A 15097-nucleotide genomic window follows, 5' to 3' on the forward strand; every position below is an offset into this window, starting at 1 on the left:
TGCTGATCGGATAAACCATGAGCCCTGTTCAGAACGCCGTGCCGGTGTCGATCCTCACCGGCTTTCTCGGTGCTGGAAAGACATCCCTTCTCAACAGGCTGCTGAAGGATCCCGATCTCACCGATACCGCCGTGATCATCAACGAGTTCGGTGATGTCTCGCTGGATCATCTTTTGGTCGAGGCATCGAGCGACGGCATCATCGAGCTGTCGGATGGCTGCCTCTGCTGCACGGTGCGCGGCGAACTGGTCGATACGCTGGCCGATCTGATGGACCGGATGCAGACCGGCAAGATCAAGCCCTTGAAGCGCGTGGTCATCGAAACCACCGGCCTTGCCGATCCGGCACCGGTTTTGCAATCCGTCATGGGCAATCCGGTCATCGCCCAGAGCTACCGGCTCGACGGCGTCGTCACCGTCGTAGATGCGGTCAACGGTTTATCGACGCTCGACAATCACGAGGAAGCTGCCAAGCAGGCCGCGATGGCCGACCGCCTTGTGATCAGCAAGATGTCGCTCGCGACGCCGGATGCGGTAATTGCCCTGAAAGCGCGGCTGCGGGCGCTCAATCCGCGCGCGCCGATGATCGATGGCGATCTGCCTGAGGCTGGCAAGGCCGAACTCTTCCATTGCGGGCTTTATGATCCGGCAACCAAGATCGCCGATGTCGGCCGCTGGCTGCAGGACGAAGCGGCCGCGGATGATGATCATCACCATGATCACGACCATGATGGCCACCACGATCATGACCATGCGCATTGCAGCCACCATGATCACCACCATCATGACGAAAACCGGCATGGTACCGATATCCGCTCCTTCGGCCTTGTCCACGACAGGCCGATCGATCCGATGGCGCTGGAAATGTTCGTCGATCTCCTGCGCTCCGCCCATGGCGAAAAACTGCTGCGGATGAAGGCGATCGTCGCGATGTCCGACAATCCGGACCGGCCCTTGATCCTGCACGGCGTGCAGAGCGTATTCCATACGCCGCAGCGCCTGGCTGGCTGGCCTGACCCGTCCGACCGGCGCACCCGTATGGTGCTGATCACCAAGGATTTGCCGGAAGCGTTCGTGCGCGATCTCTTCGACGCCTTCACCGGCAAGCCGCGTATCGACCGTCCGGACCGGCAGGCGCTGGAGGACAATCCGCTGGCTGTTCCCGGGCTCAGGCTGTAGCGCACCGGCAAGGGGCTGGCATGTTTCTCGGTGCGGGCGATGTCATCGGCAACATGCGGGCGCCGGCCTATCCCGGAAACCGTCCCGGCGGCTGGAGTTTTGGCGCCTCGCTGGGTTTCCATATTCTGATCGGGCTTGCCCTTCTTTTGGCCGTGACGCCACGCCGGCAGGCCCCGTCGTCGGAGGACAGCGTCACCGTCGATGTTCTGACGCCACAACAGTTTGAAGCCGCAAGCAGGCCATCGGTACCTGAGACCCAGGCCGATGCCTTGAACGATGCGCCATCCAGGCTATCGAGCGAAAGTTCGGTGCCGGATTTTACCAAGCTGCCGACAGACCGGCGACGCCCGGCAGAAAGCGTCACGGTGCGGGCGACGCGCCTTCAGTCGGCAAAGGTGCTGGCCGATCCGCGCAGCGCCAAGGCACGCAAGGCGTTGCAGCGACTGGCGCCCCTTGAGCGCATCGTCCAGCTCTGCAACATCGAGGCGATGGAGCAGATCCATATCTGGAAAACCGCGTTCAGGCCGGATTTCCTGGTGGCCTACGCCATGGCCGATATCGAATTGTCGGGGCAGAAGCTCAAGGCTGATGGCGGCGCATTCCGCAGCAAGCGCCTCTGGTACAACATCGGCTTCACCTGCGAGGTGACGCCGGATCTCAAGCAGGTCGTGTCTTTCGCCTTTGCCGTCGGCACAGAGATCCCGGAAAGCGACTGGGCCGGTCACAATCTGTCGGCGGATGACGGTCCGGCGGATTAGAAGGCCCGGGTGGATCAGCTGGCGCAGGCCGCGGCACGGGCGAGGAAGAAGGCCTTTTCGCGGGCGTTGCGGGTGAGGTCCGCCGCACGTTCGAATTCCACCCTGGCTTCCGCCAACCGTCCGGCACGAAACAGAAAATCCCCCCTTGCGGCCGGCAGAGGCACATAGTTTTGCAAACCCGCAGCCGGATCGATCTCGTCAAGGCGTGCGAGCCCCGCCTGCGGACCGAAGGCCATGCTATGGGCCACCGCCCGGTTGAGATCGACCACCGGCGACGGCATTATCGCGCGTAGCGTATCGTAAAGGTCAGCGATTTTCTGCCAGTCGGTATCTTCCGCGCGGCGGGCTCGGGCGTGGCAGGCGGCCAGTGCCGCCTGCAGGGCATAGGGCCCGTTGGCGCCGCCGAGTGCTTGCGCGCGCTGCAGGGCCGCAAGCCCACGGCGGATCAGAAGCTGGTCCCAATGGGCGCGGTTCTGTTGCGTCAGGAGTATGGGCGAACCGTCCTGGGCAACGCGGGCGTGGAGCCGGGAGGCCTGGATTTCCATCAGCGAGAGCAGGCCAAGCACCTCCGGCTCGCCGGGGAGCAGGCCGGCGAGAATGCGGCCGAGGCGTTGGGCTTCCGAGCACAGGGCCGGGCGGATCAAGTCCTCGCCAGTGGTGGCCGAATAGCCCTCGTTGAAGATCAGGTAGATCACCTCCAGAACGGATGCGAGACGTTCCTTGCGTTCGGCCCCGCGCGGCACGGCATAGGTCAGGCCGGCATTGCTAAGTGTCTTCTTGGCGCGGACGATCCGCTGGGCGATGGTTGCCTCGTTGGAGAGAAAGGCGCGGGCGATCTCGTCGGTCGTCAGTCCGCCGATCAGCCGCAGGGTCAGCGCGGCACGCGCTTCCGCCGACAGGAGGGGATGGCAGGCGGTGAAAATCAGGCTAAGCAGCTCGTCGCCGAGATCGTCGTCCAGTGCTTTCTCGACGTCCTCGACGCTGGTATCGCGTTCGTCTTCGAGGTCGCGGCCGATTTCGGCATGCTTGCGGGTAAGCATCTTCTTACGGCGGAAGCCGTCGATGGCGCGGCGTTTGGCGGCAGCCATCAGCCAGGCGCCCGGATTTTTGGGCACACCGGTCTTCGGCCATTCCGATAGGGCGGTCACCAGAGCGTCCTGCGCCAGCTCTTCGGCCAGCCCGACATCCCGGACCATCCGTGCCAGGCCACCGATGAGCCTGGCCTGCTCGATCCGAAAAACCGTCTCAATTGCCTGATGTGTTTCGCTCGCAGCCATGCGTCCGGCTTACTGCATAATTCCTGAAATCGGAATCGATTTAAGGAAAAAATTATGCAGCAAATTTAAAGTGCTACAGCAACCTTTGCGCGTCATGAGTGACGCGCGGCGCTGTAAGCGAGCAGCAGTAGCAGCGTCAAGCCGCTGCGGCGGCTTGACCTTGGTGGAGCGATTTTAGCGCTTGGCTGCCTTTTCGCGCAGCCGTTCTTCCTGCTCGGCCAATTCCGGCGTAAATGCTTCGCCGAAGTCCGCAGCTTCGAACACCGGACGGATTTCGAGTTCGCTTGGCCCTGGCATCGGGTTGGGGCAACGCTTCGCCCATTCGATGGCTTCGGCCATGTCCTTGACTTCCCAGAGCCAGAACCCGGCGATCAGTTCGCGGGTTTCGGCAAAAGGGCCGTCGATGACGGCGCGGCCCGGACCGTCGAAAGCGATCCGCTTGCCCTTGACTGAGGGGTGCAGTCCTTCGCCGGCCATCATGATGCCGGCGTTGACCAGCTCTTCGTTGTACTTGCCCATTGCTTCCAGAAGCTCGGTCGTCGGCATGATGCCTGCTTCGCTGTCTTCCGTCGCCTTTACGATAACCATGACACGCATTGTCTTCTCCTCTGGTTTTTGAAAGCCAGACTGGCCTTCCTGATCATACGACGAGCGAGTGTCAGTGATATCGACAGCTTGCCGAAACTTTTTTGAGATTTTTTAGACGAGGAACTGCGGGCTGAACAGTGGGACGGCGAACGGCTGGCGGTAGCGATACCTTTGAACTCTACGCCTTCTTGCGGATGACGAAACGATGCCCGCCTGCCAGTGCCTCGGATCGCTCCAGGCTGTGGCCGTCTTCGTTGCAGAAATGCGGAATGTCGATGATGGCGAGCGGGTCAGTGGTCTCGACCGTGATCAGCGTGCCGGGAGCAAGGGTGAGCATGCGCTTGCGTGTTCTCAAAACCGGCAAGGGGCATTTCAGCCCCTTGAGGTCATAGACCAGACTGTCAGGCATCAATTGCCCCAGATTTTCCAGAACGGCCGCTTCTTCGGCTGCTGTTCGGCAACCTCGGCGACTGGCGCAGTTTCGGTTGCCGTCGTTGCCTGTGCCGGCGCATCGGCCGGATTCTTTGCCGTCGCGGAGGCAACGGGCTGGGCGGTCGCCGTTGGCGCCGGTTGCTGCACCGCTTGTTTCTGATCAGCCGGTTGCTGCTGTTGAGCCGCATCGAGGGGAGCTACGGCTGCGGGCTCCAGCTGCTGCGCATCGGCGCCGCCTCTGGAAAACAGGCTGCCCCAGAATCCTTTGCGCGCCGGGCCTGTCTGTTCGACCGCGGCCTGCTCGACCGGCTTGGGCAATGGGTTCTCCACTGGCACCGGTACGTTTTTGCCGTTACGGGTGGATTTTTCGAGTTCGGCCTTCTGGATCTCGATCGCCTTCTTGGCTTCCTCAAGTTCGGCGCGATGGGCTTCCTGCTTTTCGAGGTCGGCGACCTTCATCAGCTTGCCGGCATCCAGCGAGGTACCGGTCGGCGCATAAGCCAGCTCCTTGCCGACGCGCTGCTTGGCAACGATCGCCTTGCGCTCGGCCTCGGTCGGCTCGTACCAGACCAGGCCGTCGAGCTTCTTCGTCGCCTTGGCATAGTCTTCGTTGTATTTGCGATTATAGGATTCCAGCGCCAGCTGCATCACCGCCGGCGTCGACATGGCCGGGCATTGGCCGGTCGGCGAGAATTTGCCGTCGGTCTGCTGGTTGAAGACGTATTTCTTTTCGCAGATGTTCACTTCCGGCGGGCGCTTGGTGATCTCGAACTGGTCGTAGCCGGGCTTCAGCATGTTCCAGAAGTCGATGTTCGGACTGTTGCGGTGCCGCGCCATGTTTTCCGCAGTCATGCGGAAGGGCAGGGCCTGCAGCTGGATCGCCTGCTGGCCGCCCTTGTAGGCGTCGCGCGACAGGGCAAAGATCTCCTGCATCTGCTCGTCGGTCATCGAATAGCAGCCGGACGACGAGCAGGCGCCGTGGATCATCAGATTGGTGCCGTAGCGGCCGTTGGCCTGGTCGAAACGGTTGGGGAAGCCGGTATTGATGGCCAGATAATAGCTGGAGTTCGGGTTCATCTGGCCCGGCGAGATCGGGTAGAAACCTTCCGGCGCCTGCCGGTCGCCTTCCTTGACCTTGGGGCCGAGCTTGCCCGACCAAGCGCAGATCTTGTACTGGCGCAGCATTTCGAAGCGATTGGAGGCATTGGCCTTCCAGACTTCGAGAACGCCTTCCTCCTTGAAAATGCGCAGCATGATCGGCGAGGTCGTCGCCATGCTCATCGCCTGCATCTTCTGGACGATCTTGCCGGAGAGCTGGTAATTGACCTTGCTGGAAACTTTCTTCAGATCGACATCGACCGTATCCATCGCCTCGTTGGCGGTGCAGCTCGAAAGGAGCGCGGCGATGGCAGCGGTGGCAACAAGATGTGTCAAACGCATCGGCAAAGGTCCATCAAGAAAACTGTCGAACGTGGCGTTCCCATGCAGGCGGACCACAGGGAATCAATATGCCCTTATACTTCACAAAATATTAACCTTACAGAACCGCCTTGCCCCAACCGTTCCAGACGCCAAGAATATGGCCAAGGTAGGACCGCGCGCTCCATTTATCCCCGGAACGCGCTCGAGATTGTGGTTAAAGCTGGCGGCCGATGGCCAGATATTTCTGGCGGCGGTCCAAGCGCAGCTGGTCGCCGGTGCGGCCGGAAAGATCCTTCAGCGCGTCTGCGATCACCGTGCCGGTCTTTTCGATCACGGCATCCGGATCGCGGTGCGCGCCGCCGACCGGTTCGCCGATGATGCCGTCGATGATACCCAGCGATTTCAGGTCTTCGGCGGTGATCTTCATGTTGGTCGCCGCTTCCTTGGCGCGCGTCGAGTCGCGCCAGAGGATGGAGGCTGCACCTTCCGGCGAGATCACGCTGTAGATCGCATGCTCGAGCATGTAGACGCGGCTGCCGGTGGCAATGGCGATAGCACCGCCGGAGCCGCCCTCGCCGATGACGACGGAGACGATCGGAACGCGCATGTTGAGGCACATTTCCGTCGAGCGGGCGATGGCCTCGGCCTGGCCGCGCTCTTCGGCGCCGATGCCGGGATAGGCGCCGGCGGTGTCGATCAGGGTGATCAGCGGCAGGCCGAAACGATCAGCCATTTCCATGACGCGGATCGCCTTGCGGTAACCTTCCGGCCGGGCGCTACCGAAATTGTGCTTGATGCGCGACTTGGTGTCGTTGCCCTTTTCCTGGCCGATGACGGCGACAGGCGTGCCACGGAAGCGCGCAAGGCCGGCCTGGATCGCCTCGTCATTGGCAAACTTGCGGTCGCCGGCCAGCGGCGTGAACTCGGTGAAGAGATTGGCAGCATATTCCTGGAAGTGCGGGCGCTGCGGATGGCGCGCGACCTGCGTCTTCTGCCAGGGGTTCAGCTTGGAATAGATTTCGGCCATCGCCTCGCGGGCGCGTACTTCAAGGCGCTCGACCTCGTCGGTCGTGTCGATGCTCTCGTCCTCGCTGGCAATCTTCTTCAGCTCGTGAATCTTGCCTTCGAGATCGGAGATTGGTTTTTCGAAATCGAGATAATTGTGCATGTGATGCGTTTCCGATCATATTGCGCCAGTGGCCACGGGTCTGACGTTTCAGCCGTCCCGGCCAAGTGTTCTGGCGCTCCTAATCCTGTTTTTTCGCCTGTTTGGCAAGAGGGTGATGGTTCTGGACCAGCTGATGCAGCCGTTCTTCCAGCACATGGGTATAGATTTGTGTCGTTGAAATGTCCGAATGTCCGAGAAGTTCCTGTACGGCGCGCAGGTCCGCACCATTGGCCAGAAGGTGGCTGGCAAACGCGTGGCGCAGCACATGCGGCGAGATCGCCGCAACGCGGATGCCGGCGCGGGCGGCGAGATCCTTGAGGTCGCGGGCAAAGACCTGGCGCGGAAGATAGCCGGCCTTGCCGGAGGAGGGGAACAGCCACGGGCTTTCGGGCGGCGGGGTTTTCTGCGCGGCATTGTCGCTTGCCATCGCCGCGCCATAGACCTGCATCGCCCGGATCGCCGAATGCGACAGCGGCACCATCCGCTCCTTGTTGCCCTTGCCGCGAACAACGAGAAAGCGGCCGTTCTGGGCCAGCACCGAGGCCGGTAGCGAGACAAGTTCGCTGACCCGCATGCCGGTGGCATAGAGCAGCTCGATCAGCGCATGCATGCGCAGCCGCGCCACGGGGTCGCTGCCGCCCTGGGCCGCCTCCTGTTCCGCCTGGCCGATCAGCTTTGAAACGTCATCGATGCTCAGCACCTTGGGCAGCGAGCGGCCTTTCTTCGGCGCGTCGAGAATGCCGGTCGGGTCGTCCGTGCGCAGGCCTTCGGCATAGAGAAACTTGTAGAACTGCCGCAGCGCCGACAGCCGGCGCGCCTGCGACGAGGCCTTGAAACCCTGCTGTGCAAGGTGCGAGAGATAGGCGCGCAGATCTTCCGATACGGCCTCCACCGGCTTGACGCCCCGCTGCTTCAAGAAGGAGTAGGCGTCCTCCAGATCGCGTTCATAGGAGATCAGCGTGTTGTTGGCAGCACCCCGTTCGGCGCTCATCATCTCCAGGAAGGATTCCATATGGGCGGCGGAAAGATCGATCATTGCGGCTTGTTGATCCGCTCGGAGGGAATGCGGATGGTCACGTCGCGCTCCACGGGATTGACGAAGGTCACCAGTGCCACCATCGTTCCATAGATCCCCCCGGCGATCAGGGCGCAGATGAACAGGAACCGGAACAGGGTGGGCATTTTCAACTCCTAGGGTCAGGGGTCTATATGACCATGCCTGTTTGCAAGTGCAAGAACCGTGGTATCGCACGGGATTCACGCCGCCGTATGTCGTGAAGTCTTGACGCTTCCGGCTGATTTGTCGATACCGGAACGGAACGGGGAAGTTGAAACTGCATGAGCGACGTGATTGAACCGGTTTCCGAAGCGCTGATCGAGCGGGCGAAGGCCGCGCTCGGGCGACGAAACCTCGTCTTCGTCGGTCTGATGGGGGCCGGAAAGTCGGCGATCGGCCGGATGACCGCATCGGCGCTTGGGGTTCCCTTTGTCGATTCCGACCATGAGATCGAGCGCGTTTCGCGCATGTCGATCAGCGAGCTGTTCGCAGCCTACGGCGAGGACGAGTTTCGCGCGCTGGAGGCCCGCGTCATCAAGCGGCTGCTCAACACCGGTCCGCGCATCGTTTCCACCGGCGGCGGCGCCTACATCAATGAGCGCACCCGCAAGCATATCAAGCGCCACGGCTTGTCCGTCTGGCTCAACGCCGAACTCGATGTTCTGTGGGAGCGTGTCAACAAGCGCGATACCCGCCCGCTGCTGAAAACCGAAAACCCCAAGCAGACGCTCGAAAACCTCATGCACGCCCGCTATCCGATCTATGCGCAGGCGGATCTGACCGTGCTTTCGCGTGATGTGAAGAAAGAGGTGATGGTGGAAGAAGTCCTTTCCGCTCTCGCCGCAATGCCGAAGAAGTGAAGCCATGACCAGTGCCAGCCTGTCCGCCGCCCGCAAAACCGTTCGCGTCAATCTCGGCGATCGTTCCTACGATATCCTTATCGGCCCCGGCCTGATCACTACTGCGGCCGCCGAGATTGCCGGACGGCTGAAGGGCCGGCGCATGGCTGTCATTACCGACGAGCATGTCGCACCGCTCTATCTCGAGCCTTTGATGGAAAGTCTGAAGGCGAAGGGCATTGCGGCGGTGTCGCTGGTATTGCCGGCCGGCGAAAAGACCAAGAGTTTCGAACATCTGATCCCGGTCTGCGAGGCGATCCTCGGTGCCCGGATCGAGCGCAACGATGCGGTGATCGCGCTCGGCGGCGGCGTCATCGGCGATCTCACCGGCTTTGCCGCCGGCATTGCCCGGCGTGGATCGCGGTTCATCCAGATCCCGACGTCGCTTCTCGCACAGGTGGACTCCTCCGTCGGCGGCAAGACCGGCATCAACTCGCCGCACGGCAAGAACCTGATCGGCGTTTTCCACCAGCCTGATCTGGTGCTCGCCGATACCGATGTGCTCGACACGCTCAGCCCGCGCGAATTCAAGGCCGGTTATGCCGAGGTCGCCAAATACGGCCTGATCGACAAACCGGAGTTCTTTGCCTGGCTGGAAAACAACTGGCAGGCGGTATTTGCCGGTGGCGATGCCCGTATCGAGGCGATCGCCATCAGCTGCCAGGCCAAGGCCGACGTGGTTGCGGCCGACGAGCGGGAGAACGGCCGGCGCGCTTTGCTCAATCTCGGCCACACATTCGGGCACGCGCTGGAAGCGGCGACGCAGTATGATGGTACGCGCCTTGTGCACGGCGAGGGCGTGGCGATCGGCATGGTGCTGGCGCATCAGTTTTCGGCGCGCATGAATCTGGCAAGCCCCGACGCTGCCAAACGTGTCGAAGCGCATCTGAAGACGGTAGGCCTGCCGACCCGCATGGATGACATTCCCGGCACCTTGCCGCCCGTGGAAAAGCTGATGGATGCGATAGCCCAGGACAAGAAGGTTAGCGGTGGCAAGCTCACTTTCATTTTGACACGCGGGATCGGCCAGTCGTTTGTCGCTGATGACGTTCCGGCATCGGAAGTGAGCGCATTTCTCAAGGAAAAACATCCGGGATGAGCAACGAGACATTCACGGTTTTCCTGGCGGATTACGGTCCGGGCATCTTGATCATCCTGGCGATGATCTTGCTGTCGGCCTTCTTTTCAGGCTCGGAAACCGCGCTCACGGCTGCGTCCCGGGCCCGCATGCATACGCTGGAAGGCAATGGAGACGAGCGCGCCGGGCTGGTCAACCGGCTGATCGAGCGCCGCGACAGGCTGATCGGTGTGCTGTTGATCGGCAACAACCTCGCCAACATCCTGTCTTCGTCCATAGCCACCAGTCTCTTCCTGCATTTCTTCGGTGCGTCCGGCGTAGCCTATGCGACGCTCGCCATGACGATCATCCTGGTCATCTTTGCCGAAGTGCTGCCGAAGAGCTGGGCGATTGCATCGCCGGACCGGTTTGCGCTGGCGGTGGCGCGGGCGGTCAGTATCGTCGTTCTGATGGTCGGCCCGGTCTCCGGCCTGGTGAACTGGATTGTCCGGCGTATCCTTGGCCTGTTCGGCATCAATCTGTCCTCGGAAATGCCGATGCTCACCGCACATGAGGAGCTTCGCGGTGCCGTCGATTTCCTGCACCGCGAAGGTTCCGTCATCAAGGCCGACCGCGACCGGCTCGGCGGCGTGCTCGATCTCGGCGAGCTTGAAGTCTCCGACATCATGATCCATCGCACCTCGATGCGCGGCATCAATGCCGATGATGCGCCGGAAGTGGCGGTTCGTGCCGTTCTCGAAAGTCCCTACACGCGCATGCCTGTCTGGCGCGGATCGACCGACAACATCATCGGCGTCGTTCATGCGAAGGATTTGTTGCGGGCGCTTGCCGAACCGGATGTCGAGCCGGAAAATCTCGATATCGTCCGGATTGCACAGAAGCCGTGGTTCGTGCCGGAAACCACCAATCTGAAAGAACAGCTCAACGCCTTCCTGCGCCGCAAGGGGCATTTCGCCATCGTCGTCGATGAATATGGCGAAGTCCAGGGACTGGTGACGCTGGAAGACATTCTGGAAGAAATCGTCGGCGATATTTCCGACGAGCACGACATCGATATCCAGGGTGTGCGCCAGGAGGCCGACGGCTCCATCGTGGTTGACGGCAGCGTTCCGATCCGCGATCTCAATCGCGCACTCGACTGGAACCTGCCGGACGAGGAGGCAACGACAGTCGCCGGTCTGGTCATCCACGAATCCAAGACGATCCCCGAAGAGCGGCAGGCATTCACCTTTTATGGCAAGCGCTTCATCGTGATGAAACGGGTGAAGAACCGGATCACGCGGCTCAGGATCAGGCCGGCCGACGATGTGACAATGCCTCCGCTCTCGATGAAGAGCGAAGGCAGTGAATAACGAATAGGCTTGGTTGGTTCAGTCTTAGCGGCTGCTGATGATGCCGCCGAGAGCGCCGCCGAGCAGACCCCCGGCGAAGGCTGCACCTGCCGGATCCACTGCGCCGCCGCTGCCCCTGTTTTCGACCGGGCCTTCCAGCGTATCTGCCCGATATTGCCTGTTGACGCGCTGTCCTGCGACCTTCTGGGCCTTGCGAATGGCGACTTTCTGGGCCTCGTACTGGGCGCGCACCTGCGGCATCATCGGATCGGTCTGAACGACAAGGAACATATGCTGTTGCAGCGTCAGGTAGGTTGTCTCAACCATGCCGTTCTGCTGCTGCCATGCGCCGATTGCGGTACGTGACTTGGCGCCAAGCGCACCATCCGCACCGCCCGTGACATGGCCGAGCGCGCCGAGCCGCAGTTGCAGATCGACCCGGCCTTCCTTGTCGAGATTCAGGGCAGCTTCCGTTTCAGGCGTTCCGACGCTGAGCTTCACGTCATCGGGCATGGCGACGGCGGTGCGAACCTGCGACGCTGCGGCGGTGGCTTCGCCAGCTGGAGCAGCCGAAGCGACTTCAGTGGTCGCCGCGGTTTTCATCTGGGCGAGATTGAGCTTGGCAAGCGTGGCAAAATTGCCGTTCGGATATTGCTGCAGGTAAAGCTCGTAGTGGGCGACAGTGTTGCGCTTGGAAGCCTCTTCCCACAGTTTCTGTTCGACGGTCCAATTGATCTCGTTCTTATCGGCCGAAGGGGTATCACCCGTAGGCTTGACGTCTAAAGGCGCGGCTACAGCCTGAGCCGCGGACTCTCCGCCGATGAAGACTTCGCGGGACAGCGAGGCATTGTGCCAGGGGTGTTGCGCCCCGCCGGTCGCTTCCGAGACGTCGGCGCGAACCCTCGTCAGGGCGCTCTGGATTTCGAGGCCAGGCGTCGTCAGATGCCGCGCGAGTGCTGCCGTATAGGGGCTGTTGATGCCCTTGCCGTCATAGGCGACGGCGCCGGGATCGGTCGCATAGGCGATCAGCAGTCCGCCCGCTCCGGCTGTCTCGCTGTTGGCCTGCACCGGCGCCAAGCCGGCGCCCATCGAGGCGGAGCGGCTGGCCGGCATGACCTTTGCCAGCGAACGCGCCAGCGGATTGTCGCGGCAGGCATCCAGAATGATGATGCTGACGGCCGGATCCGGCGGCAGGGCTGCAAGGAATTTTTCGGCGGGCACGGTGCGCGTCTGCAACTGCGCGGCCTTTTCCAGCTGCGCGTCGATCGGCACGAGATAGTTACGCCCGTCGACCTGCAGGCCGTGGCCGGCATAGTAGACGACGGCAATATCTGCGTCATAGGCGATCTCGGTGAATTGATCGACCAGTGCGCTCATGGCCGTCTTGTCGAGATCTTCGCCCTCGATGACGGTAAAGCCTGCCGTGCGGAAGGTCTCCGCCATCAGCTTGGCGTCGTTTTTCGGGTTCGGCAATTCAACGGCGTGCTTGTAGGCACTGTTGCCCATGACAAGCGCGACTTTCTTTCCGGATGGCGTTGCTGCCGATACCTCACTGATTGATAGAAACGCAGCGCTGAACGCCGCGACAAGCCCAAGCCACCTGAGCATCGTTTTGACCCCGAAATAGAGGCTCCCCGGATAACCTTGAACCGGCTCCGCCTATGATGAAAATTTTCCGTATGCCGTCGTTCGGCAGGAGCTGAACCCTTGGGTCTGCACTCGTTGCTTCAATGCAAGCTACCTCTGTCCCTACCAGCGGGTTGTTTCCCCGGGAACAGCCGGCTCTAGTGCCAGTGCATGCAATCCTGCGTCGATTTCGGCTTTCAGAACATCATTGATGGCGCGGTGACGGGCGATACGGCTCATGCCGATGAAAGCGCTGGAGACAATCCGCACCCGCATATGGGTTTCGCCGCTGCCGTCGATATCCGGATGATGGCCGGCATGCAGATGGCTTTCGTTGACAACGATCAGCCGTTCGGGCGAAAAGGCCGCGTTGAGTTTTGTTTCGATGCGGCTTTGAAGCGACATGTTTTAGCCCCGTTTGTCTGGCTTTTCCGTAGGCATCGATCTCAAACGAACGACCTGTCCGGGATTGCGTTTTGCGCGTGCAAAATGGGTTCACAAAGCCTGCAACATTCCCATTTGTCAATTCTTGTTGTGGCGCCCGCCACGCCCCATAATTAGCGCCATGAAACTTGATTCAAAATACTTCGACGGGATCCGGACGCGCCGCAAGGTGAACCAGAAGCCCGAGCCGATGGCACCCAAGTGTCAGTGGGACGGGTGCGAGGAGAATGCTGTTCATCGTGCGCCCGTTGGCCGCAATGCCGAAAATGAATTTTTCATGTTCTGCTTCGAGCACGTCAAGGAATACAACAAGGGCTACAATTACTTCTCCGGCCTGTCCGATGCCGAGATCGCCCGCTACCAGAAGGAAGCCATCACCGGCCACCGTCCGACATGGACGGTGGGGGTCAACAAGAACGCCAAGAATGCGCCGCAGCAGTCGCAGCAGCGCTCCGGTTCCGCCGGCGCGCAGGCCCGTATGCGCGATCCCTTCGGCTTCGTCGAACAGGCCCGGGCGCGGGCACCCAGGCAAGAGCCACGGCTGCGCAAGCTGAAGACATTGGAGGCCAAGGCCTTCGAAACGCTCGGCCTGCATGCCAATGCCACGCCGGCTGACGTCAAGACAGCCTACAAAGAGCTTGTAAAAAAGCATCACCCCGATGCAAATGGCGGGGACAGGGGATCGGAAGAGCGTTTTCGTGCCGTGATCCAGGCATATCAATTGTTAAAACAGGCTGGCTTCTGCTAGGAACCCGTTTTATTACGGTCACACATTTATAAAGGCATAGACGGGACTGCCCCCGCCAAGCGAGTCAAGGGGCTTTCCGTGCTGGAGACATGATGAGCAAGGTAGACCTCGACATTTCCAACCTCCCCGATACGACAGTTTCTGTCCGCGACGTTTTCCGTATCGATACCGATCTGCGCGTGCCGGCCTATTCGAAGGCCGATGCCTATGTGCCGGATCTCGATCCCGACTATCTCTTCGATCGCGAGACGACGCTCGCCATCCTTGCCGGCTTTGCCCACAACCGCCGCGTCATGGTGTCCGGTTATCACGGCACCGGCAAGTCGACCCATATCGAGCAGGTTGCTGCCCGTCTCAACTGGCCCTGCGTGCGCGTCAACCTCGATAGCCATGTCAGCCGTATCGATCTCGTCGGCAAGGACGCCATCGTCGTCAAGGACGGCATGCAGGTCACCGAATTCAAGGACGGCATCCTGCCCTGGGCCTACCAGCACAATGTCGCGCTCGTTTTCGACGAATACGACGCCGGCCGTCCGGACGTGATGTTCGTCATCCAGCGCGTGCTTGAATCCTCCGGCCGCCTGACGCTGCTCGACCAGAGCCGTGTCATTCGCCCGCACCCGGCTTTCCGTCTGTTTGCGACCGCCAACACCGTCGGCCTCGGCGATACGACCGGGCTCTATCACGGCACGCAACAGATCAACCAGGCGCAGATGGACCGTTGGTCGATCGTCACCACGCTGAACTACCTGCCGCACGACAACGAAGTCGATATCGTCGCCGCCAAGGTCAAGGGTTTCACCAAGGAACGCGGCCGCGACACCGTCTCGAAGATGGTCCGCGTTGCTGATCTGACCCGTGCAGCCTTCATCAACGGCGACCTGTCGACCGTCATGAGCCCGCGTACCGTCATCACCTGGGCTGAAAACGCGCATATCTTCGGCGATATCGCCTTTGCCTTCCGCGTCACCTTCCTCAACAAGTGCGACGAGCTTGAGCGGGCACTGGTGGCCGAACACTATCAGCGCGCCTTCGGTATCGAGCTGAAGGAAAGTGCTGCCAATATCGTGCTCGAAGCCACGGCCTGATCC

The 15097-nt window shown here is 61.3% G+C and carries 16 protein-coding genes; 7 read left to right on the top strand and 9 right to left on the bottom strand.

Annotation, left to right across the window (positions count from 1 at the left end):
* Positions 1-17: 17 nt before the first annotated feature.
* Together AC1D17_RS04485 and AC1D17_RS04490 are read left to right on the top strand one after the other, a co-directional pair.
* Positions 18-1178 carry a CobW family GTP-binding protein gene (locus AC1D17_RS04485; RefSeq protein WP_477564204.1) on the top strand — a complete coding sequence of 387 codons (1161 nt, stop codon included), beginning with the start codon at positions 18-20 and terminating at the stop codon, positions 1176-1178.
* Between the two features lie 20 nt (positions 1179-1198).
* The gene (locus tag AC1D17_RS04490; protein WP_477564205.1) at positions 1199-1936 is read left to right on the top strand and encodes a DUF930 domain-containing protein; all 738 of its coding nucleotides are present in this window, start codon (positions 1199-1201) and stop codon (positions 1934-1936) included.
* A gap of 14 nt (positions 1937-1950) precedes the next feature.
* On the opposite strand, the gene AC1D17_RS04495 is transcribed toward AC1D17_RS04490, so the two are convergent.
* From AC1D17_RS04495 to AC1D17_RS04525, 7 genes are all read right to left on the bottom strand, one after another.
* The gene (locus AC1D17_RS04495; protein ID WP_477564206.1) at positions 1951-3213 is read right to left on the bottom strand and encodes an RNA polymerase sigma factor; all 1263 of its coding nucleotides are present in this window, start codon (positions 3211-3213) and stop codon (positions 1951-1953) included.
* 174 nt (positions 3214-3387) lie between these two features.
* Positions 3388-3810, bottom strand: coding sequence for a YciI family protein (locus AC1D17_RS04500; RefSeq protein WP_477564207.1), 423 nt, complete (start codon positions 3808-3810; stop codon positions 3388-3390).
* 169 nt (positions 3811-3979) lie between these two features.
* Positions 3980-4210, bottom strand: a complete 231-nt coding sequence (locus AC1D17_RS04505; protein WP_477564208.1) for a sulfurtransferase TusA family protein — start codon at positions 4208-4210, stop codon at positions 3980-3982.
* On the bottom strand, positions 4210-5673 hold the full coding sequence (locus tag AC1D17_RS04510) for a L,D-transpeptidase family protein (protein ID WP_477564209.1): 1464 nt from the start codon (positions 5671-5673) through the stop codon (positions 4210-4212). The genes AC1D17_RS04505 and AC1D17_RS04510 overlap by 1 nt, the downstream gene beginning before the upstream one ends.
* 196 nt (positions 5674-5869) lie before the next feature.
* Positions 5870-6823, bottom strand: coding sequence for an acetyl-CoA carboxylase carboxyltransferase subunit alpha (locus AC1D17_RS04515; protein ID WP_477564210.1), 954 nt, complete (start codon positions 6821-6823; stop codon positions 5870-5872).
* 79 nt (positions 6824-6902) lie between these two features.
* Positions 6903-7859 (bottom strand): site-specific tyrosine recombinase XerD, encoded by a 957-nt coding sequence (gene xerD, locus AC1D17_RS04520; RefSeq protein ID WP_477564211.1) that lies wholly within the window; start codon positions 7857-7859, stop codon positions 6903-6905.
* Positions 7856-8005: a hypothetical protein gene (locus tag AC1D17_RS04525; protein ID WP_477564212.1), complete on the bottom strand. Its 150-nt coding sequence runs from the start codon at positions 8003-8005 to the stop codon at positions 7856-7858. Before AC1D17_RS04525 ends, xerD begins: the two co-directional genes overlap by 4 nt.
* Before the next feature lie 156 nt (positions 8006-8161).
* On the opposite strand from AC1D17_RS04525, the gene AC1D17_RS04530 reads away from it, so the two are divergent.
* Genes AC1D17_RS04530 through AC1D17_RS04540 form a run of 3 tightly spaced genes read left to right on the top strand, consistent with a single transcriptional unit; the run spans position 8162 to position 11209 of the window.
* A complete protein-coding gene (locus AC1D17_RS04530) occupies positions 8162-8740 on the top strand; it encodes a shikimate kinase (protein ID WP_477564213.1) in 579 nt (192 codons plus the stop codon).
* Between the two features lie 4 nt (positions 8741-8744).
* Entirely contained in the window at positions 8745-9878 is a 1134-nt protein-coding gene (gene aroB / locus AC1D17_RS04535) for a 3-dehydroquinate synthase (RefSeq protein WP_477564214.1), read from the top strand.
* Positions 9875-11209, top strand: coding sequence for an HlyC/CorC family transporter (locus AC1D17_RS04540; RefSeq protein ID WP_477564215.1), 1335 nt, complete (start codon positions 9875-9877; stop codon positions 11207-11209). The genes aroB and AC1D17_RS04540 overlap by 4 nt, the downstream gene beginning before the upstream one ends.
* Positions 11210-11233: 24 nt before the next feature.
* Here the strand turns inward: AC1D17_RS04540 and AC1D17_RS04545 are convergent, their stop codons facing one another.
* The gene (locus AC1D17_RS04545; protein WP_477564216.1) at positions 11234-12796 is read right to left on the bottom strand and encodes a caspase family protein; all 1563 of its coding nucleotides are present in this window, start codon (positions 12794-12796) and stop codon (positions 11234-11236) included.
* Between the two features lie 141 nt (positions 12797-12937).
* Complete coding sequence (locus tag AC1D17_RS04550; protein ID WP_264220313.1) at positions 12938-13219, bottom strand: BolA family protein; 282 nt, start codon at positions 13217-13219, stop codon at positions 12938-12940.
* A 151-nt stretch (positions 13220-13370) separates the two neighbouring features.
* On the opposite strand from AC1D17_RS04550, the gene AC1D17_RS04555 reads away from it, so the two are divergent.
* Entirely contained in the window at positions 13371-14006 is a 636-nt protein-coding gene (locus AC1D17_RS04555; RefSeq protein WP_477564270.1) for a J domain-containing protein, read from the top strand.
* Positions 14007-14098: 92 nt separating this feature from the next.
* Positions 14099-15094, top strand: coding sequence for a cobaltochelatase subunit CobS (gene cobS / locus AC1D17_RS04560; protein ID WP_477564217.1), 996 nt, complete (start codon positions 14099-14101; stop codon positions 15092-15094).
* The last annotated feature ends 3 nt before the right edge of the window (positions 15095-15097 follow it).

Source organism: Pararhizobium sp. P1_E7, from assembly GCF_056405855.1.

Excerpts from the sequence above, each read along its gene's own strand:
- AC1D17_RS04530 (WP_477564213.1), top strand. The coding sequence starts at position 8,162 with ATGAGCGACGTGATTGAACCGGTTTCCGAAGCGCTGATCGAGCGGGCG.
- AC1D17_RS04490 (WP_477564205.1), top strand. The coding sequence starts at position 1,199 with ATGTTTCTCGGTGCGGGCGATGTCATCGGCAACATGCGGGCGCCGGCC.
- aroB (WP_477564214.1), top strand. The coding sequence starts at position 8,745 with ATGACCAGTGCCAGCCTGTCCGCCGCCCGCAAAACCGTTCGCGTCAAT.
- AC1D17_RS04510 (WP_477564209.1), bottom strand. The coding sequence starts at position 5,673 with ATGCGTTTGACACATCTTGTTGCCACCGCTGCCATCGCCGCGCTCCTT.
- AC1D17_RS04550 (WP_264220313.1), bottom strand. The coding sequence starts at position 13,219 with ATGTCGCTTCAAAGCCGCATCGAAACAAAACTCAACGCGGCCTTTTCG.
- AC1D17_RS04525 (WP_477564212.1), bottom strand. The coding sequence starts at position 8,005 with ATGCCCACCCTGTTCCGGTTCCTGTTCATCTGCGCCCTGATCGCCGGG.
- cobS (WP_477564217.1), top strand. The coding sequence starts at position 14,099 with ATGAGCAAGGTAGACCTCGACATTTCCAACCTCCCCGATACGACAGTT.
- AC1D17_RS04505 (WP_477564208.1), bottom strand. The coding sequence starts at position 4,210 with ATGCCTGACAGTCTGGTCTATGACCTCAAGGGGCTGAAATGCCCCTTG.
- xerD (WP_477564211.1), bottom strand. The coding sequence starts at position 7,859 with ATGATCGATCTTTCCGCCGCCCATATGGAATCCTTCCTGGAGATGATG.
- AC1D17_RS04545 (WP_477564216.1), bottom strand. The coding sequence starts at position 12,796 with ATGCTCAGGTGGCTTGGGCTTGTCGCGGCGTTCAGCGCTGCGTTTCTA.
- AC1D17_RS04495 (WP_477564206.1), bottom strand. The coding sequence starts at position 3,213 with ATGGCTGCGAGCGAAACACATCAGGCAATTGAGACGGTTTTTCGGATC.
- AC1D17_RS04500 (WP_477564207.1), bottom strand. The coding sequence starts at position 3,810 with ATGCGTGTCATGGTTATCGTAAAGGCGACGGAAGACAGCGAAGCAGGC.
- AC1D17_RS04485 (WP_477564204.1), top strand. The coding sequence starts at position 18 with ATGAGCCCTGTTCAGAACGCCGTGCCGGTGTCGATCCTCACCGGCTTT.
- AC1D17_RS04540 (WP_477564215.1), top strand. The coding sequence starts at position 9,875 with ATGAGCAACGAGACATTCACGGTTTTCCTGGCGGATTACGGTCCGGGC.
- AC1D17_RS04515 (WP_477564210.1), bottom strand. The coding sequence starts at position 6,823 with ATGCACAATTATCTCGATTTCGAAAAACCAATCTCCGATCTCGAAGGC.